This is a genomic window from Streptococcus pluranimalium, assembly GCF_047785705.1.
GTDB lineage: Bacteria > Bacillota > Bacilli > Lactobacillales > Streptococcaceae > Streptococcus > Streptococcus pluranimalium_A.
In genome coordinates, this window is sequence record NZ_JBLOJV010000019.1 from 1 (window position 1) to 24,557 (window position 24,557).

The window sequence follows — 24,557 nt, forward strand, 5'->3', positions numbered from 1 at the left end:
TCTGGTCGGAGTGTTCTCTTTTTCTTTCGTTGAATTTGCCACCATATTATGCTAAAATGAGGAGATAAGATTTTCGAAAGGGACAAAGATGGCAAATATAATCCGAAACATCATTGAAAATGATAAAGGTGAGTTAAAAAAACTTGATAAAATAGCCAAGAAAGTAGAGCGTTATGCTGATGAGATGGCAGCGTTGACAGATGCTGAACTTCAAGCAAAGACAGCTATATTTAAAGAACGTTACCAAAATGGAGAGACCCTAGATGACCTTCTGCCAGAAGCGTTTGCTGTGGTTCGTGAAGCAGCAAAGCGTGTTTTAGGTCTCTATCCTTACCATGTGCAGATCATGGGGGGGATTGTTCTTCATCATGGTGATGTGCCAGAGATGCGTACAGGTGAGGGAAAGACCTTGACAGCGACCATGCCTGTTTACCTCAATGCCTTGGCTGGTCAAGGGGTTCATGTTATTACCGTTAATGAATACCTTTCAACACGTGATGCGACAGAAATGGGTGAATTGTATAGTTGGTTAGGTCTTTCTGTAGGGATTAACCTTTCGGCAAAATCGTCATTTGAAAAACGTGAAGCCTATGCTTGTGATATTACCTATTCTACCAACTCTGAAGTTGGTTTTGACTACCTTCGAGACAACATGGTTGTGCGCCAGGAAGATATGGTTCAACGTCCCCTCAACTTTGCCTTGGTCGATGAGGTTGACTCTGTTTTGATTGACGAGGCTAGAACACCCTTGATTGTTTCGAGTCCATCAAGCTCAGAAACCAACCAGCTTTACTATATGGCAGACCGATTCGTGAAAACCTTGAGACGTGAAGATTATGCGATTGACGTTCCAAGTAAGACGATTGGTCTCATGGATTCAGGGATTGATAAGGCGGAAAAATTCTTCAAACTTGAAAACTTGTATGACTTGGAGAATGTTGCTCTTACCCACTTTATCGACAATGCTTTAAGGGCTAACTACATCATGCTTTTGGACATTGATTATGTGGTTAGTGAGGAGCAAGAGATTTTGATTGTTGACCAGTTTACAGGTCGTACCATGGAAGGTCGTCGCTTCTCCGATGGTCTCCACCAAGCGATTGAAGCAAAAGAGAATGTTCCGATTCAAGATGAATCAAAAACATCAGCTTCTATTACCTACCAAAATATGTTCCGTATGTACAAAAAATTGGCAGGGATGACGGGTACTGGTAAGACGGAAGAAGAGGAATTTCGTGAAATTTACAATATGCGTATCATTCCGATTCCAACCAACCGTCCCATCCAACGTATTGATAACCCAGATCTTCTCTACCCAACACTAGAGTCTAAATTCCGTGCGGTGGTTGCAGATATTAAAGAGCGTCATGCCAAGGGGCAACCCATATTGGTTGGTACGGTCGCTGTTGAAACCAGTGAACTTATCTCAAGAAATCTGGTTGCCGCAGGCATTCCCCACGAAGTCTTGAATGCTAAGAATCACTTCAAGGAAGCCCAAATCATCATGAATGCTGGTCAACGTGGTGCGGTTACCATCGCTACCAACATGGCAGGTCGTGGTACAGATATTAAACTTGGTGAGGGTGTCCGTGAACTGGGGGGGCTTTGTGTAATTGGTACAGAGCGCCACGAGAGTCGTCGTATTGATAACCAGCTTCGTGGGCGTTCAGGTCGTCAAGGTGATCCGGGAGAATCGCAATTTTACTTGTCATTAGAAGACGAGCTCCTTCGCCGTTTTGGGACAGATCGTATCAAGGCATTTTTAGAGCGTTTTAACGCTGATCAAGATGAAGATATTGTCATCAAATCACGGATCTTCACCAGCCAGGTTGAGGCGGCTCAAAAACGTGTTGAGGGGAACAACTACGACACCCGTAAGCAGGTTCTTCAATACGATGATGTCATGCGTGAGCAACGCGAGATCATCTATGCTAATCGTTATGATGTCATTACCTCAACGCGAGATCTTGGTCCAGAAATCAAGGCCATGATCAAACGAACCATCAATCGTGTGGTGGATGGGCATAGTCGTATGCCTAAAGAAGAGGCCTATGAGGGCATTTTAACCTTCGCTCAAACCAATCTCTTGCCGGAAGAGTCTATTAGCTTGGCTGATTTACAAGGTGAGAAGTTCGTTACGATCAAGGAAAACCTTTACAACCATGCCCTTCGTATCTATGATCAACAGATTGCAAAACTACCAGATGAAGAGGCTGTGATTGAATTCCAGAAAGTTCTGATTTTGATGGTGGTAGACAACAAGTGGACAGACCATATCGATGCTTTGGATCAGTTACGTAACGCTGTTGGGCTACGTGGTTATGCTCAGAATAACCCGATTGTCGAGTATCAGACAGAAGGCTTCCGTATGTTTAACGATATGGTTGGTGCCATTGAGTTTGATGTGACAAGAACCATGATGAAAGCGCAAATTCACGAGCAAGAGCGTGAGCAAGCTCATGACCATGCGACCACAACCGCTGTTAAAAACATTGCTGCGCAACAAGGAACAGATGTTACTCAGATGCAAGCTGTTGACTTTAATAAGGTCGGTCGAAATGATCTCTGCCCTTGTGGTTCGGATAAGAAATATAAGAATTGCCATGGTCGATCATACATTTAATTAATGATTTGATGGTGATGATTACCTAACAAGATAGTGTAAGGATTTGACAGTAGCACTCTTTAAAAATCAAAACATAGGTCTTTGATATGCCTTGATGACCTCTGGTTCTTGTGGCTTCATCTAGGCTAGGTTGATTGTTATTGAGTCTAAAACTGGCAGAGACTTGCTCTCTTTTTAGAAAGAGATGAGATGATAGTAGGACATGGAATCGATTTGCAAGACATTTCAGCAATCGAAGCAGCTTATGCCAAAAGATCACGTTTCGCTGAACGCGTATTGACACCAAGTGAGTTGGTAAAGTTTCGTAGCTTGAGTGGACGCCGTCAGATGACCTATCTGGCTGGTCGGTGGTCAGCCAAAGAAGCTTTTGCTAAGGCTTATGGTACGGGTATCGGTAAGATTTCTTTTCAAGACATTGAAATTTTATCTGATGCTCTAGGGAAACCCTATTTTAATCAGTCACCCTTTACAGGGGTGAGTCATTTGTCCATTTCGCATAGTGGTCATTTTGTTCAGGCTAGTGTGATTTTAGAGACGTATGAGGCTCTTCAATCATCAGAGGATAGTTGCTAGGAGGAAGGCCATGGTTTCAAGTTTACATCGACCGACAAAAGCCATTGTCAATTTAGAGGCTATTTCAAGGAATATCCAAACAGTTGTTCGTCACATCCCTAATCAAGCCAAGGTTTGGGCGGTTGTCAAAGCCAATGCTTATGGCCATGGGGCTGTTGCTGTGGCTCAGCATGTCGAGAGGGCTGTTGATGGGTTTTGTGTGTCAAATGTCGACGAGGCGATTGAACTACGTCGTGCGGGTATTTTAAAGTCTATTTTGGTATTAGGTGTGGTCTTGCCAGATGAAGTTTACCTAGCACAGGAGTATGGCTTGACGTTGACGGTAAGCAGTCTGAAATGGGTGACTTTAGCTAAGAGATTAGGCACTCAGCTGAAGGGGCTTACGTGTCATATCAAGATTGATTCAGGTATGGGTCGTATTGGTGTGAGAGATCAGCTGGAAGCTGAAGCAGTTATGTCTGAGCTAAAAGAGCAAGGCGCTTTTGTTGAAGGGATTTTTACCCATTTTGCAACGGCAGATGAAGCAGATGATCAGTTTTTTAAGGAGCAACTGTCTTTCTTTCAAGATTTGGTCAGCCGTTTACAAGATTGCCCTCCGATTATTCATGCCAGTAATTCAGCCACGAGTATTTGGCATGCGGAGACGATTTTCAATGCGGTCAGGCTTGGTTTAGTCCTCTATGGCCTTAATCCTAGCGGAGGTGCGCTCGACTTACCTTATGCACTTGAGCCAGCCCTACGTTTAGAATCAGCCCTAGTGCAAGTCAAAAAAGTTCCAGCAGGCACTGCAGTTGGTTATGGGGAAACTTATCATACGCCAAAAAGTGAATGGATTGGCACCTTGCCAATAGGCTACGCGGATGGCTGGACACGCGATATGCAAGACTTTAAGGTACTTGTGGAGGGTGAGTTTTGCCAAATTATCGGGCGAGTATCCATGGATCAGGTCACTATTCGTTTGCCTAAAAAATACCCTTTGGGAACAAGAGTGATTTTACTTGGTGACAGTGGTGAGCAGTCTATTTCAGCGACAGATGTGGCTAATAAGCGGGGAACGATTAACTATGAAGTGCTTTGCTTGCTCAGCGACCGTGTCCCAAGAGAGTATTGACTGTTTAGAGCTTGTATTCATAGCTGATATTGCCCACTCCTTTTTGCTTTCTTCGTCCGTGGATTTTTGCCATACGCTCTGTATGCTTGCCAAAATCTGCCTAGTATGGCATTACAAGTAGCGGTCACTGATCACATCATTTTGATGAATGCAGTTTCTTAGAAAAAGGGATGACAATAAGCTCTTTTTTTGCAGACAGTGGCTTGCCTTGAAGAAAAAATACCTAAAAATAAGTCTGGGATAAGAACATCTCAGACCTTTTGTTATAATAGAACTATGAATTTACAATCACCCATTGTAGCCTTAAAAGGATTTGGCCCTAAATCTGCTGAAACCTTAGCCAAACTAGGCTTGTATACTATCGAAGACCTGTTTTTGTACTATCCTTTTCGTTATGAGGATTTTAAAAATCGCTCTGTCCTTGAACTCATGGATGGAGAGAAGGCTGTCATCACCGGTCAGGTGGTTACGCCAGCCAATGTCCAGTATTATGGTTTTAAGCGCAATCGTCTATCGTTTAAGCTTAAACAGGATGAGGCTGTCATTGCGGTCAGCTTTTTCAATCAGCCTTATCTTGCTGATAGCATTAGGATGGGAAGGGATATAGCTGTTTTTGGGAAATGGGATGCTAAAAAATCAGCTCTAACGGGTATGAAAGTCCTGGCTCAAGTTGAGGATGACATGCAGCCTGTCTATCATGTGGCTCAAGGGATTTCTCAAAAAACGGTGATGAAGGCGATTAAGGCAGCTTTTGATAGTCAGCTTTTGACCTTGATGAGAGAAAATTTACCTCAAGTCTTGGTGGCAAAATACCGTCTCATGTCTAGGCAAGAGGCTATTGCAGCCATGCATTTTCCCAAGGATATGGCAGCTTATAAGCAGGCCTTACGCCGTATTAAGTTTGAGGAATTATTTTATTTTCAGCTACATTTGCAGCATTTAAAGGCTGAGAACAAATCCGAAACCAGTGGTGTTGCGATTGCCTTTGATCAAGTAGCTATTGATAAGAAAATTAAGAGTCTGCCTTTTCCTTTGACCAATGCTCAACAAAGAAGTTTGTCTGATATTTTGACCGATATGGGGTCAGGTGCTCACATGAATCGCCTCTTACAAGGAGATGTGGGGTCGGGTAAGACGGTGATTGCTAGCTTGGCGATGTATGCGAGTCAGACAGCTGGGTATCAGTCAGCCTTGATGGTGCCTACAGAAATCTTGGCTGAGCAGCATTTTACCAGCTTATCAGCCCTTTTCCCTGAACTTAGTATCGCTTTGCTAACCTCTAGCATGAAGGTTTCTGTTAAACGTGAAACCTTGACTGCTATTGCCGATGGTTCTGTAGACATGATTGTCGGAACTCACGCTCTTATCCAAGATGCTGTGACCTATCACAAGCTGGGTTTGGTGATTACAGATGAGCAGCACCGGTTTGGGGTGAATCAACGCCGGGTCTTTCGTGAGAAGGGTGACAATCCTGATGTGCTCATGATGACAGCCACTCCCATTCCTAGAACCCTTGCCATCACTAGTTTTGGAGAGATGGATGTCTCCATCATCGATGAGTTGCCAGCAGGACGAAAACCTATCGTAACGCGTTGGGTCAAGCACGAACAGCTGGATTCCGTCTTGACTTGGATGAGAAGTCAACTATCGCAAGGGGCACAGGCTTATATCATTTCCCCTCTTATTGAGGAGTCAGAGGCTCTTGATTTAAAAAATGCCGTAGCCCTTCATGCTGAGTTGGAAGCATTCTTTGGAGCCGATTTTCGTGTGGATCTTTTGCATGGGCGTATGAAAGCTGAAGAGAAAGAAAAGATCATGTTAGCCTTTAAAAAGGGCAAAAGTCAGCTTTTGGTCTCAACTACAGTCATCGAAGTTGGAGTCAATGTCCCTAACGCAACCATCATGGTGATTATGGATGCGGATCGTTTTGGGCTTAGTCAGCTGCATCAGCTTAGAGGCCGGGTCGGGAGAGGGCATCAGCAGTCCTATGCAGTCCTTGTCGCCAATCCCAAAACTGATATTGGAAAAGACCGTATGTTAGCCATGTGTGCAAGCAATGATGGCTTTGTCTTGGCAGAAAAAGATCTAAAAATGCGTGGCTCAGGCGACATCTTTGGGACACGTCAATCAGGCTTGCCTGCCTTTAAAGTAGCAGATATTGTCGAAGACTTCAATATCCTAGAAGAGGCAAGACGAGTTGCAGCAGATATCGTCAAAGATCCCAAATGGATGCTAGATCCAAGATGGGAAGTCTTGTTGACAGAATTGAAAAAAACAGGACAGTTTGACTAAACAATCCTTGCCTATCCTAACGTGTCAGAATTGTGAAGGATACCGATTAAAAATAACGAAACATCATCCTAACTCAGTGTTTATGAGACACTTGGTCTCAAAAGCCTTACGTCACAAAGGATTGATCATCAAAAATAATAGGTATAAAACACTCATTTCACATCCTTTAATGGTATAATTTAATTATCAAATGATTTGTATATCAAAATAATGACTTAAGGAGAGAAGGTATGACTTGGAAAATTGTAGCAGATTCTGGATGTAATTTAGTGACTTTAGATCAGTTGCCAGCACATGTCGCTTTTGCGCGTGTTCCGTTAACATTACAGATTGGGAGCCAATTATTTATAGATGATGAGGGAATGGCGATTGATGAGATGCTTGAACTCCTCAAAACAACAAAAGCAGCTGCAACCTCAGCTTGTCCTAGCCCAGATGCTTATATGAAAGCATTTGAAGGCGCTGATAAGATAGTCGTTGTTACTATAACAGGCGCCTTGTCTGGCAGTCATAACAGTGCTCAACTGGCTAAGAGCATGTATCTGGAAGACTATCCCGATGCTCAAATCCATATTCTTGACAGCTTATCAGCCGGTGGAGAGATGGATCTTTTGGTGCAAAAACTCCAAGACTTGGTGGTTTCTGGACTGTCCTTTGATGAGGTTGTAGCAGCGATAACGGCTTATCAAGACAAAACCAAGCTGATTTTTGCCCTGGCTAAGGTTGATAACCTCGTCAAAAATGGTCGTTTGAATAAGGTGCTGGGCAAGGTTATTGGTCTATTAAACATTCGTATGGTTGGTGAAGCCAGTGCAGAGGGCAAACTAGAATTGCTACAAAAAGCTAAGGGGCAAAAAAAATCCGTATCCGCTTCTTATGATGAGATGATTAAGGCAGGCTACCAAGGTGGTCGTGTTGTGATAGCGCATTGCCGTAATGACAAAATTTGTCAGCAACTTGAAGAACTCATCAGGCAAAGCTACCCTCAAGCTGAGATACAAGTTGTTCCAACCTCTGGGCTTTGTAGCTTTTATGCTGAAGAAGGTGGCATCCTTATGGGTTATGAGATCGGCTAAAGACATTAGAACCCCTTCCTGATCAGGAAAGACTAACCGATGTAGATGACTTTGTTCTACTTCCTAAAAAACAAGGCTAGGAGAAATCCTGGTCTTGTTTTAGTTTTTGGGTAATAAAAAGCCCTTAGAAACTTACTTTTAAGGACTTTGTCTTCAGTCTGAAACAAGGATAAACAGTTTTGCTTTGCTATTTTTTCTTAGATATAAAAAATGACGCCAAGAACACTATGAACAACAGAACATCAACAACGTACAAAGACCTACTCTCAAGATATATTCGGATAGCATTGAACAAAAAAGCTATTGATAGAACGAGAAAAACGTACGGTATAGATTTTTTCATGAATTTCAACCTCCACGATATCATTATATTGAAGTCGTAGTAAAGAATCATGAGTAAAAAGGGCAATTATTTGATATACCCTAACTTTTGAGCCTTTATAATCGCCTTTAAAGTTGAATCCACTTCAAGTTTTTCTAATATATTTTGGATATGGTTTGTTAAAGTCCTATCAGAAATATAAAGAGATTTCGCAATATCTTTTCTTTTTTCACCATTGCCTAAGTGTATAAGAATCTCTTTTTCACGCTCTGTTAGTTCATCTATAAAATAATTCTGATTGGGAAAATAGTCTTTCTCGCAGGAGATATCTTTAATAATTTGAATTAATTTTTTAGAACTTATATTTTTAGGAACAAATCCTTTTACCCCAATTCTTTGAGCTTGATATTCATATACAGGCAAATCAAAGCCTGTTAATAGTGCAAGCTTACAGTCGGTGTATTTCTCTAAAATATCTTGAGCTATTTCAAAGCCATCTGAACTAAATTTATTGTCTAAGTTAATGTCTAACAATATCACTCGATATTCTGTCAAAGTTGAAAACAATTTTTTAAAATCATCTTCATTAGTCACAATATCAATGTGAATATCTGACTGATACTGGTGTATAGATAAGGCTAAACTCTCTGCGAACAGGATATGGTCATCTATTAATAAAATTTTCAATCGCTTTCTTTCCTTCCATCATCAGTTTGATATCAACTTGCAATCCATTAGAATCAGCTTGTCGAAAGGTAATATCTCCTCCTAATGCCTTTACTTGTTCTTCCAAAATTGACAACCCGTGTCCGTGTTTAAAAAGCTTTATCTTTTGATAACAACCATCATCGATGACCGATAAAGAGAGCTCCCTTCCATCTCTAACCAATGTAACAATAATCGTTTGGCCTCTGGAGTATTTATAAGAGTTATTAACGAGCTCTCTTAGCCATCTGTAAATTAGGAAATCATAAGGAGGGTAGATTACTAAATCTTTTGCTGAATAAAATGCTAAAGAAATAGGCGTTTCAGGATAACGTTTTTCAAACGATTTTAGCATCATACGATAATTGTCATATAATGATAACCCTTTGAGTAATTGAGGACCATACTGATTCATTCGCTCACGGACAAAAATATTGAGATACTCTAATCTTTCTTCTATCTTTTTGACAGCGTTACTTTGATTATCCAATCGAGACAACTGAATCAAAGCGTTTATATCCTGAAGAATATTATCATGCAAGAAATTCGCAAACTCTTGGTTTAAAGTTTCCTCTTTTAATACTGAGTTAATCCCTACATGTTCAGACTGTGTACTTCCAGTTATTAATCTGTAACTTTCTCCAACTAACTGTAAAAAGTACTGAATATATAAAATAATGGTTATAGTTTCAAGAACAACTAAACTACTTCTCTTTAAGATGAGAATAAACAGAACAATATAAAATAAAACTAGAAAGATAATCGTTAGTAATTCATCTCTTTGTTTAAATACTGCGTCATTATGATAAAACAAGATAAGAACTAATCCTGAAATTAATGCTAAAAAATAAAATAACCAGAAACCAGAAAATAAAGCCGATGATTTGAAAAAAATGAAACCAATAGAACTCAGTCCAATCATAAGGTAAAAAACTAATATCATTAACCAATAAAGTCTATTGGAATCACTTTTATAGAAGGTTTGCTTGTGTCTTAAAATAACAGTCAGGAGTGCTACCAAAAAAGTAACGATCAAATAGAACGAGAAGGCAAAACTAGTCCATTCCGGAAAAAGTAAACTGGCACTCGATAACAGACCTACCGATAGCATTAATAGATAAAAAGAAGTCTGTAGTTTTTGAAAAAATAAGCTTAAGGCTATATAGATTAACGAAGAATAAATGATGATTCCAGTCATATATTGTAACCAAATAGGCACTGCTGACTCCCCCATGACAAATAAAATGGAGTGACACTGACAAAATCTCACCAGCCATACAATATATTTACCAACCGTAGATTTAACAGATAGTACTCTATGTAAGATAAAATCTAATGACAATAATGCATTTAAAGCAAGTAAAAATAAACTATTTTCTACGCTCCCCAGATAACCATTAAACGACAAATTAATCAGTCTCGTAACAAACAAAGCATAATAAGCTGTGCTTAACAAGTTTTTTTTCATATTTTACTCAAATCGATTCTTTTCCTAAATACTATTATACCAATAAAAGACATGGAAATGAATAGGGAAAAAGCTAAATAGTGAGATATCGTAAACGATTTAAAATCAGCAACATAACTTAAATAAGAATAAGGATTAATGATCCAGAGGTTTTTCCCTAAAGGGAGACGTCCAACGATAACGCCTGCCACAGCTACTAAAATTGGTAATATGTAATTCCTACTTAGCAGATGCAACAGTAAACTAATATTAATCAGTGCAATGATGCTTAAAATTGATAGTAGTAAAAATAAGCTATTAGCAACAATCACATTGAGAATATTTTCTCCTCTTAATGCAATAAATACCAATGGAATCAAAAAGTGACAGAGAAATATTAGAGGTATTACTATCCAATAAAATTTCAATATAGACCACTGTATCTGCTGACTAGAGATTCCTTTTATGGTTAAGTTTTGAAAACCAGCATTCTCTATTTCACGGTAAAAAGAGATGATAAGGAACACAGGAATCATCACCGGCAACAGAAGATTACTGTATAAATCTAAGCCAGTCACAAACAAAACTTTCGCTGGGATTTCCTTAATCGTATAACCTGCGTAGCTTTGGAAAATAACTAAAAACATACCTATCCCTATAAATACAGGGGCTAAATAGGTTCTCTTATACTTTAAAAATTCTAATTTCCACATAATTCTCTCCTAAAGATGAAACTTTTTAGTAGCTACTAAAAGAATAGCACCACTCCAAACAATATTACCTAAAAGAATCGCTGAAACTATAATTGAATTAAGAGCACTAGAAGTTATCAGATAAGAAATGCCATTTATTGGGAACACATAAACAAAGATTGGATTCGAGGCAAAAAGTGTTTGCAACAAAATAAGAATAATAACACTGCTTAGGGCAGACATGCTGTTTTTGATTAATAGATGGGTACAGAACTGAAGTGTCATTGTGAGTAAGCTAAAAAATATAGTTGACAATAAAACTAAGAGTACTGTAGACCAATCTATCTCTAAGGTTAGATAGGTCTGTGTAACAATAACAAAACCAATAGTTGATAAAAACTGATAAAGAATCCAAGCTAGAATAACCGTCAAATACTTTGAAAAGAGAATTTTATTTTTTTTGCCTATCCCTAAAAGTAGTAATTCCCAAGTATGGTTAGTGTGCTCTGTTGAAACAATAAAGTAGTTAATAATCCCATTTACCACTAAACTCACTAAGCCAGAGAAACCTAAAAATATCAGCATAGACTTCTGGAAAAATGTTTGTGCTATTTCACCAACTTCCACATCTAATGATTTTATGATAAAAATCGTACCTAAAAGCTGCAAACAAAAAGTAATTCCTAGCAATAAAAGAGCTGTGGGAGATCCTATAAATCTCCTTATTTCATTTTTTATCAGTGAGATCATATACTCTATCTCCTTTCGTTAAGTCTAAGAAGATTGTTTCTAGATTTTTATTTGGCGAAGCCTCCAAGAGGTTGGCTCCTTCTTGTACGATTTCTTTTATTAAAACTGGTATGTCTTGCTTGGAAGCCTTTATTTCAAAATGAGATTCTTTTCGAACAAAAGAGATATTTCGACCTTGCAAAATAGATTCAAGAACATCTGGATTTAAAACTTCCAAATGATAGGAGCTATCTCTTTTATTATAAAGTTCAGACAATGTTCCTTCAAAAATAAGCTCGCCATCATGTATGATACCGACCATATCTGCAATCGTTTCAATTTCACTAATATGGTGGCTTGATATAAAAATCGTTTTTCCTTCTTCTTTAGCCAGTCTGTATAAGAGTTCTCTGATTTCCACAATTCCTTTCGGATCTAGTCCATTCGTCGGTTCATCTAGTACCAGTATATCTGGATTATTCAGAAAAGCAAATGCTAAACCTAAACGTTGTTTCATACCGAACGAGAATGAAGACACGACTTTGTTGCGAGCTTCACTTAAACCCACCAAATTCAAAACTCGGTCAATTTCTTTTTTCGGCTTTTTGAGAACGTCTTGTATAATAGCTAAGTTTTCATAAGCCGTTAAATTTTTATAGTAACTTGGTGTACTAATAAATGCTCCGAATATTGATTCCTGTTCTTTTAAATCTTTAAAGCTTACCCCATCAAAGCATACACTGCCTTTTGTAGCAGGTAATAACCCTGTAAGGATTTTCATCGTTGTAGTTTTACCAGCTCCATTAGCACCGATAAACCCATAAATTTTCCCTGAAGGAATCTTAATAGTGACATCGTTTAAAATAATTCTATCACCATATTTCTTACTAATATGATTTAAATGTATATCCATTTTCTCCAACTCCTAATTCTAATAGTTTTGATCCAGGTTGAATTAATTCTTTATCATGCGTAATAATAATTTTAGTTGCCTCAAGGCCATTAATAGCTGCCATGATAGCTTTAGCATTTTCGGAATCTATATTGCTTGTTGGCTCATCTAAAATAATAATCTTATATTCTTTTAAAAACAATCTTAACATTCCTATTCTTTGACGTTGACCAGTCGAAAAATTAGTTCCATTTTCTAATATAAATAAATTTTCAATATTTAAAGTTTGCGAGAACACATCGGAAAGATTTACTTTATCGATTGCTGACATTAATTCATCAACAGTGTAATTTGGACAAAATAATTTCAAATTTGATTTCAATGTACCTTTAAAAAGGAATGTTGGATGTGAAATATAGCAAATATCTCTTCTTAAATCTATTTTTTGGTTTAGTGTATCAACCCCTCCAATAGTTATATATCCCTCATTATCTTCTCCGATCATACTTTGTAAGCCCAACAGGATTTTAATCAAAGAGGTCTTACCGGTACCTGATTTTCCAGTTATAAAAAGGGTATCACCTTCCTTAAGAGAAAGCGAAAGATTTTTGAAAAGATAGGATGAGTGATGATCGTATCGGTAGGATAATCTATCAACATCAACTGTGCCATTTTGCAACTTTACTAAGGTTTTAGAGTTTTGTTGTTCTCCTACTAGATCTATAAGCCTTTCAATATTTGGATACAGATTAGCCGCATTTATAAGACTGCTTACAATTCCCATCATTGGAGAATACAATACCATAGCCATAGAACTGATCAAAGCAACTTGCCCACTTCTTTCAGGACTTAATATAACTATAACTAGGCTCATAATAGAGATTAAAAGAGAAAAGAATGTTGAGGTAGTCTGGTGGAATGTAGTCGACTTAGCTTCCGCAATTCCTCTCTCAATTTGCGACTGGACATAATCTGATAAACTACTTTTAATCTTCTTTAGATAACGAGAGCTAATTCCTGATTCTATTAAAAAATTATAAGTTAGAATACCATCATTAGCAACACTTCTAAATATAGATCGTTTATAACCTTCATTTTTTGATAATTTTATTAAAACAGTAATGAATATACAGTTAATGGTAGCAATTAGTAAAATTAGAAAAATTATCATGCTGGCATAGATTCCCGCATTTAATATTAGATATAGACTTGCTACGAAAATAAGCATTATTGAGATAAGCATATTAGGTACTTCAACTGCCAAAAAATTACAGATTTGAGGATTAACTGATATTCGTGACATAATATCACCACTATGGTATCTGGACAATTCAGATTCAGTTAAACTAAATAATTTCTCATAAATGTTAATTGTTGACTTTTCCTCCAGATTTATAGTTTTTTGGCTCCGTAATTTTTCTAAAATATAGTTCAAACCAGCTGTTAAGCATATCACACCAGTTAAAATAACCATCCAACTTATATTAACTTCGCTAACTGATAAGTTATTAATTAATTTACTTATTAAGATAGGTATCATTAACAATAATATATTGTAATTTACCAAAACAGTGGGATAGATTTTACCAAACTCTAAATTCCAGATTTTTGTATTTCTAATCCTAGATATTTTATTAATTATGGAAAACCTTCGCTTAGTAAAATACTGATTTGGCTTCAACTCCATACAATAGCCTGAAAAAGACGTTATAAATGTATCTTTGTTGATAGTTTTTCGACCATAATTAGGGTCTAGTATAGTCGCATCTACTTCGCTATACTTTTCTAGCACTACAAAATGCGAGAAATCCCAATAAAGTATAGCTGGAAGTACTATTGATGACATACCTTTCAGATCATCTACTCTGAATACAGTAGCATCTACACCGAATTGTTTTGCAGCATTTTTTATATCTCCCATGCTCCATCCAACAGCAGTATTTTTATATTTATATAACTCTGATAATTCAACGTCTCTTCCTAAATAGTCAAAAATCATTGCTAAGCAACAAGGTCCACAATCATTTTGCTGTGTTTGTAGTTTTTCTCTTATTTTTTTCATTGCTCTTTACCTTAAAACCCTAGAGTAATAACAGAACCTCTAAGTGTTTTTTTTCGTTTGAGATAGTACAGAAATCCTGATATTCCTGTAAATAGCGATATATCTTTTTTTAGAATATTGTTATGATTAGCTTTAAAAATTAAAGCATCCTCCAGCATTTTCATCTTCCTCTGATGCTCTTCTGAAAGTAACTTATCTTGATTCAATACTTGCAAGAAATCCAATCCTCCTAAAAATCCATGGCATAAACAATATTCCTTAGTATCACTCAACTTATCCATCAGATAATCAATATTAGATAGAACTTTTTCAAGATATTTATATTCACTACTTATTTTGTATAAGAGATATTCAGATACAAGATAACCGGTCAAACCATTGCACCATCCCGAGCTAGGGTATAACATAATATCATCCTGACTCTCAAAGTATTCAAATCTGTCAATAAACTCTGAATTCTCTGGTGAAATAAGAGAACATATTTTATAAATAACCTTTATACCGGTAAATCCATGAGCAAATCCTACTTTGAACTGTTCCTGATCTTTTGTTAATTCTAGAAAAACTTCTCCTAACTTCTTTAATTCAACAATATCTAAAAATTTTTGGTTTTTCAAAAATATTAAATAACTTTGCAAAATTAAACCACCTACTCCATCAATTATATCAAATTCAGTAAAGTCTAAATTGGGAATTATATCATCTTCTTTTATTGGAGAATTACTTAAATTTTTATAAAGCAATAATGAAGCATAGCCATCAATTAAGCCTATGTCTTTGGAATTAATAATTTGTTGCTCAATATCTTTTAAATCAAATATTTCTTCCAATTCATCATAAGATAATAACAATCCTAACTTTCCTTCATACAACCCCAAGTTAGATTCTCCATATATGTAATTACCAGCAGAATCTTTCTGAAGAGTAAGTGCATACGGCGATGTGTCATTAAAGATTGATTCTCTTAGTAATTTTTTAATATCTGACTCAAAATGATTATTTCTCACTTTAGAAAAATTATAATCACCAATATTCAAACTAACTCTCAGAAGATTTAATTGATATTGCAAATCTTCGTCTGACATACAATTCAGCTTAAAACTTATAGAATCATGTAGACTCATGAAATTTTGTGCATCATTCATTGAAACAGTTCCAAAATTACCAAAAGTAAACAAAGGAATCACGCCATTAGCCAATTGATTAACTTCAGCCATAATGTATTTCTTTTTATGATTATTAATTACTGGTATTTCTTTTAAAAAGCCTTTCAAAATATTTTTCGTTTTTAGCTCACTCATCAATAAATCTGGCACAGTAATTCGATCAATTAGTGCTGAATATACAGACGTATTCCTTAAGACCAATCTACAACGTAGGTCGTTTTTATATTTTAAAATTACTGTTTTTAAAATTTTATAACAACTTTTTAACCTTGAGTAACCAAATATAAATCCAGATTCAATATCATCTAAAAATTTATTAGCCGATATATGAGCATCGTGAATCAACGGTAAAAATTCTTTAATATCATTAAATTGCTTTTCTTTTAAGATTAAACGTAATTCCGAACTAAAAGGATTAATTTCTTCAAAAACTTTTTTTACAACTATATTCTCTTGACCTATACTGCTACAGTCAAATATTCCATCAAAATTTCGTCTGTATTTCATTGGTAGTAAACCAGTTGAAAAAATACTTTGTGAAATTCTTCCCTCTATTTGAGATAGAGGATTTATTAATGTTTCAAAGTCAATCACATATGGATACTCTTCGCAAGCAATAATATTTTCATTGTGCATATCATTTCCATTCAACACATATGCAAATGCTAGAAGTACTCCCATATTTCTATAAAATAAATGAATTTGTTCTTTGTCGTGACAAGTTAAATTACCAATTTTTTCTTGAATCATGAAAGTATCCCCAGCAAATGTATTGGGAAATTTGAAATACTTGGAGTCAAATACTCTATGATTCAATTCATTCAAAATAGGGTACAGAGTATATCCAGAAGTCTTATAAAAAAATGATTTTTTCTGAAGTTGAAAGCTAATATTTCTATTATTACCGTGATTATCGCCAACCATTGATAATATTTTAACATTTATATTTTCTTGCTTTAGGTTGAAATGTTCTATAAATTCATCATAATTTTGGATTAAATTTTCTAAAAAATGCTCAATACTCTGCTCGTAATTATTTTTTAAAAGATTTAATCTTCTTTGTAAAAGTGGGTATTTGTCAAGAAAGCACAATCCATTATTAAGTATATTTTTACAAAATTCGTTGTATTCCTCGTATTTTGAATTAGCTCCTTTGTCTATCCTAAACAAATTAATTTCTTGGACTAATACCGGAAGCAACACTTTTCTGAATTCCTCTTTAAAGTCATTAAAAACATTATCAGACAAAGTGCACACTTCATTAAATTTTGAAATGGAGAAAGAAAATTCTTCTAAAACTTTCGATATGACTGCATCAAAACTTTTTTTCTCTATTATATTGTTTGTCATATATATCACCTCTAGCAAATTAAAAGGAAATGCCCTATCAAAAACATGATAGGACATACATAGTTACAAACTAATTTTTATTTTAACAGTTTTTACATCCGGAGATGAATCCAACGTTTATGCAAATATTTGATAGAAATCCTGGACAATCCTTAGTCAAAGTCTTAACAAATCCGCCTCCAGCACCCCCGATTAATAATGTAATTTCTTGATCAGTTGCAGTTTGAACATAGATTTCTGGTTTAATAGTATTCATTATAAAATCCTCCTTGAATAATTAATTATTTGTAACTATGTTTTCCTACAATTTCATTATAAATTGATTAATAATATAAAGCATGAGTAAAAAAGGCAAAATTTCACCTAACAAATTACAAGAATAAGTGAAACAGTTATTTGAACTCGTTCAAGAGAGCCTCAAAAGTGGTTCTGTAAGCCAAACATTTTCGGAGTCGATGATTGCTGTCACCCAAAGTCTTTTTCAAAGCCTCATCAGAGATATAGTTATTCCACTTCAAAAAACGCTACCCAACCAAGCCCTAACAAACTGGTATTAAGGCAGTAAGTCTGCCTTTTTTTGCCATAATTACTGCTAATAAGGACAAATACAGCATTTCAGCCATGTGTCGCATACTAAATCTTCCTCACTCTAGCTACTACTATAAGGCTGTAGAACCTATGTCTGAGGCGGAACTTGAGGAAGCCTTCACAGTTATTTTCTTTGACAATAAAGCCCGATACGGGGCTAGAAAAATCAAGAAAGTACTGGAAACAAAGGGAAAACAGATTTCTCTCAAAATGTTTTATCGGCAATAGCTGATAAAAGAAATAGAATTCCTAGAAAATCCCTAAACTATCAAACACCGTATCAAGTTTTTCTGAGCAATATAAATGGTCTAACTTAATTTGACAATTTGGGTTTTTAAGAGATAAATGTAAAAGGGTAGAGTGCTTTAGAGGTAAATATGAATCAAGATGACTTTCATCTGAGGCTTGATTAGATGATATGAGAGCGAAGGTGCTAGTCGTCAATCTTGGTGCCACTTTTGATGATGTCACGATGTTAATAATTCGACCAAGTGGGTTTTAAGAAAAGGAGTAACATGGGATAGATTTCTAGGCGTCCAGCAATCATTGCCAAGCTCATCAGAAATTTTGAAGCAGGACTGAAAATCGCAAAAGTGTCAGCAGTGCCTAGTATTGGACCAATATTATTAAAGGTTGATGCTGCAGCACTAATGACAACTAAGAAGTCTTTTTGGTGGTCAATGCTTAAACAAAGTACCAGGCTAATAAAAAATAAGATATAGACGGCAAGGTATTTCAATACACTATGCTGGGTTTCTTGGCTGACGACCTCTTTGCCTAAGTGCAGTGATAAGACACGCCTTGGATAGAGGGTTTTGAGCACCTCATTTTTGACAAGTTTAGCAATGATGACGGCTCTAATAACTTTAAAACCACCTGCTGTTGAGCCTGCCGAACCTCCTAAAAACATTAGTAATAAGAGGATGAATTGAGCCAACAAAGGCCAAGTGGTTAGGTCGGTGATGCCAAAGCCAGTTGTTGTGATGATATTGGTCACTTCAAAAAAGGCGAAGCGAGCACTCTGGCTAAGCGTCGGGTAGAGGTGACTGATATTTAGCATAATCGTGACAGTCGTTACTAGGATAATGCTTAAGTACCATCTCAACTCATGATCACTGAGAAACAGTCTGAATTTTCGCATGAGTAATACATAATAAAGGTTAAAATTGATGCCAAATAACATCAACCCAAATGAAACAACATAGGTAATCAATGGGCTATTATAATGGGCGATAGAGTCATTATAGACGCTGAAGCCACCTGTACCAGCCCCTCCCATAGCCGTGACAATACTGTCAAAAAGTGGCATGCCACAAGCGTAAAGGACAATGGCAAATAGGGCAAACATCCCTAGGTAGATAATGTATAAAATCTGAGCAGTGTTTTTTAGCTTGGCGACAACCTTACCAAAAACGGGCCCAGGAACTTCAGCCCTCATGACCTCGTGATGACCATTTTTACTGTTATTCATGATAGCAAGGGCAAAAACCAGCACTCCCATACCGCCAATGAGGTGTGTAAAACTACGCCAAAAAAGCAGTGAATGGGACAAGACAGAGACATCTGGCAGAATGGTCGCTCCAGTTGTTGTAAAGCCTGAACTAACCTCAAAAAAAGCATCAATGAGACTGGGGATTTGCCCCGAAAAAACAAAGGGTAGGGCCCCAAAAAAGGACCAGAGTACCCAGCAAAGGGCAACAATTAGCATGCCTTCTTTGGTGTAGATATGATGATTGTTGGGCTTAAAGCAAGTCCCCAGCCCTCCAATCAAAAGCAGCAAGGCTATAGTAGCAAGAAGGCTTACCTTGACAGACAGGTCTTCTTGGTAAATGAGCGACACCATCAGAGGCACTAAAAGCAGTCCTGCCTCGATCAGTAAAAGTTTTGCTAATAAAAAGCGAACCATAGCTCTATTCATGACGAGCCCTCTTCATTAAGTCATAGCTATTTGTAATCGTTTTAAGAAGTGTGATCACAACGATTTTATCACCGACCTCAAGTCTATCTTCTCCAGTGGGATAAATGGTTTGACCTTGACGGATAATAGCAGCAATCAACACATTATCTTTCAGCTTGATATGCTTCAACTGTTGTCCAGCCATTTTATTTTTGTCACGAATGTCAAACTGAAGGGTTTCAATGTGTCCGTTAGCAAGATGGTGCATGGCATCAAGATTAGAGTCTTGAGCATTGTCGCGGCCACGGATGAAGTGCATGACCGCATCTGCAGCGATTCTTTTTGGGGTGATAATACTGCCTGAGGCAATAAAGTTATGATCCATAATCTCAAGTAAACTCGTACGATTGACTTTGGTGATGTTTTTGGTGACACCAAGTTTCTCAAGAAAAAGTGATGCAATGATATTTTCCTCATCAACCCCAGTAAGCGTCGCAACAGCATCATAATTAGCAGCACTTTCTTCTAAGAGAACCTCCTTAGCTGTTCCGTCTCCTACCACAATATTGAGGTGGGGGAAGGCTTGGCTCAGCCACTGCGCGTGTTGCTCATCTCTTTCGATGACTTTGAGGTTGATTTTATTATGCTGTAGTAGTGACAATAGGTAGTAGGCGATTCTGCCTGCTCCAATGATCATGACATTTTTAATCAGCTTGTATTTGACAAAGTTATGAAACAAGACCATCTCAACACGGCTACCAGTGACAAAGATACGGTCACCTGGTAGGATGGTATCATTGCCATCAGGAATGAGTACACTCTCCTGCCTTTGAATCGCACAAATGACAATATTGCCAAAGGTTCTCCTAAACTCTGCTAAAGACATGTGACTCAGAACACTTTGGTCTGATACGGAAAATTCCATCAGCATGACACGCCCATTGACAAAGTATTCTACAGACTTAGCATTAGGAAAATCAAGGCTATTAGCAATATAGCGAGCCGTTAGAAGTTCTGGATTGATGACCAAAGAAAAGCCTAGAAAATTACGCTCTTTAAAATAGGCATTTGAATATTCGGGATTACGAACACGGACAATGGTTTCTGTTGCCCCCATTTGCTTAGCCAGAACAGCTGCAATCATATTGACTTCATCCTTGTCTGTCATCGCAATAAAAATATCGCAGTCCTGGATGTCAGCTTGCTCTAAAACCGTGTGATTGGCACCATTACCAAGCAATCCCATGATGTCGTATCGTTTGGTTAACTGTTTTAGCACACTTTCTTTTTGCTCAATCAAGACCACATCGTGATTCTCCTCGACCAGTGAGCGACAAAGTGCAGCTCCCACCTTACCACCACCGACTAAAATGATTCGCATGATTTTCCTCCATGGATTAGTACCTCCTATCATACTCTTTTTTGGCTCAAAACGCACCTACTAAGAAAGGATTTTTTAAGAAATCGTTAAGAAATAATAGTTGACACAGGGACTGAAAATGATATACTTATTATCAAGCTATTCGTTAGTTTAAATCAGCCCTGTTATGATTTAAGGTAGCGAGTCACCATCAACCACGCTATCTGCTGAGCTTGACTCCGGGTAGCGTGGTTATTTTTATCAGTAACTCTAAAGGAGAGCACATGCTAGCAAAAAAAGATACTAAAGACGCGTTTGGGTGTAATCATATTGTTCTTTTTCAGCCACAAATTCCTCAAAATACAGGCAATATCGCAAGAACGTGTGCGGCAACTAATAGTCCTCTGCATATCATCAGACCGATGGGGTTTCCAATTGATGATAAAAAAATGAAGCGTGCGGGCTTGGATTACTGGGATAAGTTGACAATTTATTATTACGATTCTTTAGAAGCATTTATGGCAAGTGTTGATGGACCCGTTTATTTGATTTCAAAGTTTGCTGAAAAAACCTATGCCGATGTGGATTATAAGCAGCCCTTTAATCAGTATTTTATATTTGGCCGTGAAGACACAGGTTTGCCAGAAACGTTTATGAGAGCAAACGCTGACAAGACCCTTCGAATTCCTATGAACGATAGCCATGTCAGAAGTCTAAATCTTTCAAACACGGTGTGTATGGTGGTTTACGAGGCGCTTCGCCAGCAGCATTTCCAAGGCTTAGAAACCACACACACTTATCATCATGATAAGTTGAAATAGCGCTTAGAGTGCCAGAAAATACTAGCAAGCAATACTGTTTTTTGCTATAATATCAGCTAGGTAAGGTCTCTGTATAGAAGATGTTTACCCTTTTGCTCTTGATCATTATTTCTCTAAAGGTTACCATCTGATGAGAAAAGATAACAAAATTTGTTGATTTTACGAATAAACAAAGTAGATCATTCAAAAACATAGAGTAGAACCTAAGGAGATACCATGAAGAAGAAAATGTACAAGTCCAAGAAGCAGTGGGTAGTAGCTGGTGTGACGACAGCTGGTCTGCTACTAGCTCCAAGTGTTTTGGCAGACGAGACCAATTCTGCTAACTCGCTAGCTTTATCCCCAACAATCGATCAAGCTTCACCAGCTAAAGAAAGCCTGGCTGATAAGCAAGAGTTGTCAGAGACAAGTCCAAGCTCAGAAGGAGTAAGAACGGATGGTTGGGTGACAAGCACTGAGTCGGATTTGGCTCTAAATTCAGATAAACCAACTTTGTCTAGTAGTGATGATGCCAACACGAGAATCGCACCTAGATCTATTTCGGGTAACGATTCCCTAACACCAACTCCTAATCCTCGCTCTGCAACAAATGCGCAAGTAAGAGATCTGTCTAAGGTAGATACCACAGATATTGTTGGTCGCTCACATGTTGAGAATGTTGGTTGGCAAAATAGTGTTTCCGCTCCCCAATTATTTGGAACAACGGGTCAAAGCAAACGCTTAGAAGCATTAGAATTGCGTTTAGGAGAGGACGCTGCTGGGCTAGGCGATATTATCTATCAATCTCATGTTGAGAATATTGGCTGGCAATCTGCTGTCAAAACAGGAGAAGTAAGTGGAACGACGGGGCAGAGCAAGCGTCTTGAAGCGATCAATTTACGGTTAACGGCAGAACTTGCTACCCATTTTGACATTTATTATCGAGCTCATATCGAAAATTATGGCTGGTTAGGCTGGACAAAAAATGGTGGGAATGCTGGGACGGAAGGTTTATCCTTACGTTTGGAAGCTATTGAAGTCCAGTTAGTTTCTAAGGGTAGCCATTTTAGAGGCGATACAAGACGTAGTTTTGTTAAACAAGGTGACCAGGTTGCTAATATTTTCTACCGCAGCTATATTGAGTCAATAGGCTGGGATGGAGAGGTTTCTAACGGCAGACTGAGTGGTAGTTTTGGGAAAAATCGACAGCTTGAGTCTTTAGGTATTCGTTTAGATTCGGATTATTTTGGCCATGTTTCTTATGAGACACACATTCAGAATATTGGTTGGGTCTCACCAGTTAAAGACGGTGCTTTGAGTGGTCAAGAAGGTTCAGGCAAACAAATAGAGGCTATCAAGATTTCCTTGGTAGGTGATATTAGTCGTCATTATGACATTTACTACCGTGTTCACAGTCAAAACAAAGGCTGGTTAGGTTGGACTAAGAATGGTTTAGCAGCAGGAACGGAAGGTTTTAGTTTAGGTGTTGAGGGCATCGAGGTGACCTTGGTTAAAAAAGGAGCTCAAGCTCCTGGTACAGCAGAGAATGCTTATATTCAAAAAATAGCCACTGCACCAAGAACTTATCCAATGCCTTATTTTAATCAACGAGATCCTCGTTGGGCAGGGAAATATTATGGGAATTACTCAATGGGTGATGCAGGTTGTGTGCCAGCTTCTCTAGGAATGATTTTCTCAGCATTGACAGGTCAAACAGTATTACCTACAGCAGTTGCGGATTGGTTGTATCATCATACTGATGAATTTAATAAAACAGTGATTGGTACGAAAGCACCTGGAATTGTCAAAGCGTCAGATGCTTGGGGTCTTAAAGCAACAAACCTTTCTAGTTTCGATAGCATTGTATCTGCCTTGGCAGCCGGTGAATATGTTTTAGCAGGTGTACAAAATAATGTTTTTGTATCAAGTGGTTCACACGAAATTGTCTTAAAAGGATATAACAATGGTAAAGTGCATGTGACAGACCCTTACACCCAGTCCTTATCTGGCTGGTATGATATGTCTTATCTGTTTAACACTAAGAGTACAGACAAAGATGACACAGCACTTGGTTTGCCTTTCTTTAAAATCTCTCGTGCTTAATACTAAAAAACTAGTTTCCATGTGTGAGACTAGTTTTTTGTGTTTGTTTTAGCCGCCAAGTGATTTTGGAAATGATGGATGCGATCGTTGATCAGCTCTTGTCTTGGTTTGAAATCATTTTGAAAGACACGGATGTGGTGCTGAGTGTCTTGACTCAGGCGGTTTAGTTTTGCTAACTCGGTTTTAATGGTAGTTACTTGTTTTTGGATATTTTTCTTATCTTGATTCATACGCTTCAGCCTAACTTTTTCAATGGCGTAAGTTTCAGCTAATGCTTGCCGGTTTTGGTAGACTTTGACGCCTAGATAAGCTAGTGCTCCTGCGATAAGTGTTTTTTTGAGACCCATTAGACGACCTCCTTGGCAATATGACTGGCTAATTGAGTAAGGGCTTGAAAATCAGGCTCATGTGTCGTGTAAGTGATAGCGATACCGTCTTCGTCGCTGAAACGTGGCACCAAATGAATGTGGGCATGAAAAACAGTTTGTCCTGCTATGGTTTCATTATTATTGATGATATTCATGCCACAGGCATCGGTTGCCTTTTGAACGGCACGGGCAACTTTGGGCAGACGGGCAAAGACTTCTTTGGCAATATCATCAGTCATGTCAAGGACATTTCGGACATGCTTTTTAGGGATGAGTAGCGTATGGCCAGTTGTTGTTTGTGTGATGTCCAAAAAAGCCATGACTTCATCATCTTCATAAACCTTAGCAGAAGGAATGTCTCCTTTAATAATCTGGCAGAAAATACAATTTTCCATATC

General features: G+C 37.6%; 19 protein-coding genes and 1 pseudogene. 8 read left to right on the forward strand and 12 right to left on the reverse strand.

Translation table 11 applies throughout. The features are described from left to right. Window positions 1-88 precede the first annotated feature (88 nt). The 5 genes from secA to ACMZ6Z_RS05870 all read left to right on the forward strand — a co-directional run bounded on the left by secA (window position 89) and on the right by ACMZ6Z_RS05870 (window position 7,678). A complete protein-coding gene (gene secA, locus ACMZ6Z_RS05850; protein ID WP_416131672.1) occupies window positions 89-2,623 on the forward strand; it encodes a preprotein translocase subunit SecA in 2,535 nt (844 codons plus the stop codon). Window positions 2,624-2,815: 192 nt separating this feature from the next. Then, a complete protein-coding gene (acpS, locus tag ACMZ6Z_RS05855) occupies window positions 2,816-3,199 on the forward strand; it encodes a holo-ACP synthase (RefSeq protein WP_416131673.1) in 384 nt (127 codons plus the stop codon). Window positions 3,200-3,209: 10 nt separating this feature from the next. Continuing rightward, entirely contained in the window at window positions 3,210-4,310 is a 1,101-nt protein-coding gene (gene alr / locus ACMZ6Z_RS05860) for an alanine racemase (RefSeq protein ID WP_416131674.1), read from the forward strand. Between the two features lie 240 nt (window positions 4,311-4,550). Continuing rightward, the gene (gene recG / locus ACMZ6Z_RS05865) at window positions 4,551-6,602 is read left to right on the forward strand and encodes an ATP-dependent DNA helicase RecG (protein WP_416131699.1); all 2,052 of its coding nucleotides are present in this window, start codon (window positions 4,551-4,553) and stop codon (window positions 6,600-6,602) included. A 230-nt stretch (window positions 6,603-6,832) separates the two neighbouring features. Continuing rightward, window positions 6,833-7,678, forward strand: a complete 846-nt coding sequence (locus ACMZ6Z_RS05870) for a DegV family protein (RefSeq protein ID WP_416131675.1) — start codon at window positions 6,833-6,835, stop codon at window positions 7,676-7,678. 409 nt (window positions 7,679-8,087) lie between these two features. Here ACMZ6Z_RS05870 and ACMZ6Z_RS05875 read toward each other — a convergent pair whose 3' ends face one another. The 8 genes from ACMZ6Z_RS05875 to ACMZ6Z_RS05910 form a co-directional block, all read right to left on the reverse strand. Beyond that, entirely contained in the window at window positions 8,088-8,687 is a 600-nt protein-coding gene (locus tag ACMZ6Z_RS05875; RefSeq protein ID WP_416131676.1) for a LuxR C-terminal-related transcriptional regulator, read from the reverse strand. After that, on the reverse strand, window positions 8,665-10,173 hold the full coding sequence (locus ACMZ6Z_RS05880) for a sensor histidine kinase (RefSeq protein ID WP_416131677.1): 1,509 nt from the start codon (window positions 10,171-10,173) through the stop codon (window positions 8,665-8,667). The genes ACMZ6Z_RS05875 and ACMZ6Z_RS05880 overlap by 23 nt, the downstream gene beginning before the upstream one ends. Further along, complete coding sequence (locus ACMZ6Z_RS05885; protein ID WP_416131678.1) at window positions 10,170-10,865, reverse strand: ABC transporter permease; 696 nt, start codon at window positions 10,863-10,865, stop codon at window positions 10,170-10,172. Before ACMZ6Z_RS05885 ends, ACMZ6Z_RS05880 begins: the two co-directional genes overlap by 4 nt. A 9-nt stretch (window positions 10,866-10,874) precedes the next feature. Further along, entirely contained in the window at window positions 10,875-11,594 is a 720-nt protein-coding gene (locus ACMZ6Z_RS05890; protein ID WP_416131679.1) for an ABC transporter permease, read from the reverse strand. After that, window positions 11,572-12,486, reverse strand: coding sequence for an ATP-binding cassette domain-containing protein (locus ACMZ6Z_RS05895; RefSeq protein ID WP_416131680.1), 915 nt, complete (start codon window positions 12,484-12,486; stop codon window positions 11,572-11,574). Before ACMZ6Z_RS05895 ends, ACMZ6Z_RS05890 begins: the two co-directional genes overlap by 23 nt. Continuing rightward, on the reverse strand, window positions 12,461-14,527 hold the full coding sequence (locus ACMZ6Z_RS05900; RefSeq protein ID WP_416131681.1) for a cysteine peptidase family C39 domain-containing protein: 2,067 nt from the start codon (window positions 14,525-14,527) through the stop codon (window positions 12,461-12,463). The genes ACMZ6Z_RS05895 and ACMZ6Z_RS05900 overlap by 26 nt, the downstream gene beginning before the upstream one ends. Before the next feature lie 11 nt (window positions 14,528-14,538). Continuing rightward, window positions 14,539-17,043 (reverse strand): DUF4135 domain-containing protein, encoded by a 2,505-nt coding sequence (locus tag ACMZ6Z_RS05905; RefSeq protein WP_416131682.1) that lies wholly within the window; start codon window positions 17,041-17,043, stop codon window positions 14,539-14,541. An 82-nt stretch (window positions 17,044-17,125) separates the two neighbouring features. Continuing rightward, on the reverse strand, window positions 17,126-17,299 hold the full coding sequence (locus ACMZ6Z_RS05910) for a type A2 lanthipeptide (protein WP_416131683.1): 174 nt from the start codon (window positions 17,297-17,299) through the stop codon (window positions 17,126-17,128). Window positions 17,300-17,625: 326 nt separating this feature from the next. Between ACMZ6Z_RS05910 and ACMZ6Z_RS05915 the strand changes: the two are divergent. Continuing rightward, window positions 17,626-17,853: pseudogene (locus ACMZ6Z_RS05915) on the forward strand (IS3 family transposase); the annotation flags it as partial. 253 nt (window positions 17,854-18,106) lie between these two features. Here ACMZ6Z_RS05915 and ACMZ6Z_RS05920 read toward each other — a convergent pair. Further along, window positions 18,107-19,549 (reverse strand): TrkH family potassium uptake protein, encoded by a 1,443-nt coding sequence (locus ACMZ6Z_RS05920; protein ID WP_416131684.1) that lies wholly within the window; start codon window positions 19,547-19,549, stop codon window positions 18,107-18,109. Further along, on the reverse strand, window positions 19,542-20,909 hold the full coding sequence (trkA, locus tag ACMZ6Z_RS05925) for a Trk system potassium transporter TrkA (protein WP_416131685.1): 1,368 nt from the start codon (window positions 20,907-20,909) through the stop codon (window positions 19,542-19,544). Before trkA ends, ACMZ6Z_RS05920 begins: the two co-directional genes overlap by 8 nt. A 263-nt stretch (window positions 20,910-21,172) precedes the next feature. Here trkA and ACMZ6Z_RS05930 point away from each other — a divergent pair, with 263 nt between their 5' ends. Continuing rightward, entirely contained in the window at window positions 21,173-21,709 is a 537-nt protein-coding gene (locus tag ACMZ6Z_RS05930) for a tRNA (cytidine(34)-2'-O)-methyltransferase (RefSeq protein WP_416131686.1), read from the forward strand. A 216-nt stretch (window positions 21,710-21,925) separates the two neighbouring features. After that, a complete protein-coding gene (locus tag ACMZ6Z_RS05935; RefSeq protein WP_416131687.1) occupies window positions 21,926-23,791 on the forward strand; it encodes a C39 family peptidase in 1,866 nt (621 codons plus the stop codon). Between the two features lie 29 nt (window positions 23,792-23,820). On the opposite strand, the gene ACMZ6Z_RS05940 is transcribed toward ACMZ6Z_RS05935, so the two are convergent. Together ACMZ6Z_RS05940 and ACMZ6Z_RS05945 are read right to left on the reverse strand one after the other, a co-directional pair. Then, complete coding sequence (locus tag ACMZ6Z_RS05940) at window positions 23,821-24,138, reverse strand: hypothetical protein (RefSeq protein WP_416131688.1); 318 nt, start codon at window positions 24,136-24,138, stop codon at window positions 23,821-23,823. Beyond that, window positions 24,138-24,554 carry an HIT family protein gene (locus ACMZ6Z_RS05945; RefSeq protein ID WP_416131689.1) on the reverse strand — a complete coding sequence of 139 codons (417 nt, stop codon included), beginning with the start codon at window positions 24,552-24,554 and terminating at the stop codon, window positions 24,138-24,140. Before ACMZ6Z_RS05945 ends, ACMZ6Z_RS05940 begins: the two co-directional genes overlap by 1 nt. Window positions 24,555-24,557 lie beyond the last annotated feature (3 nt).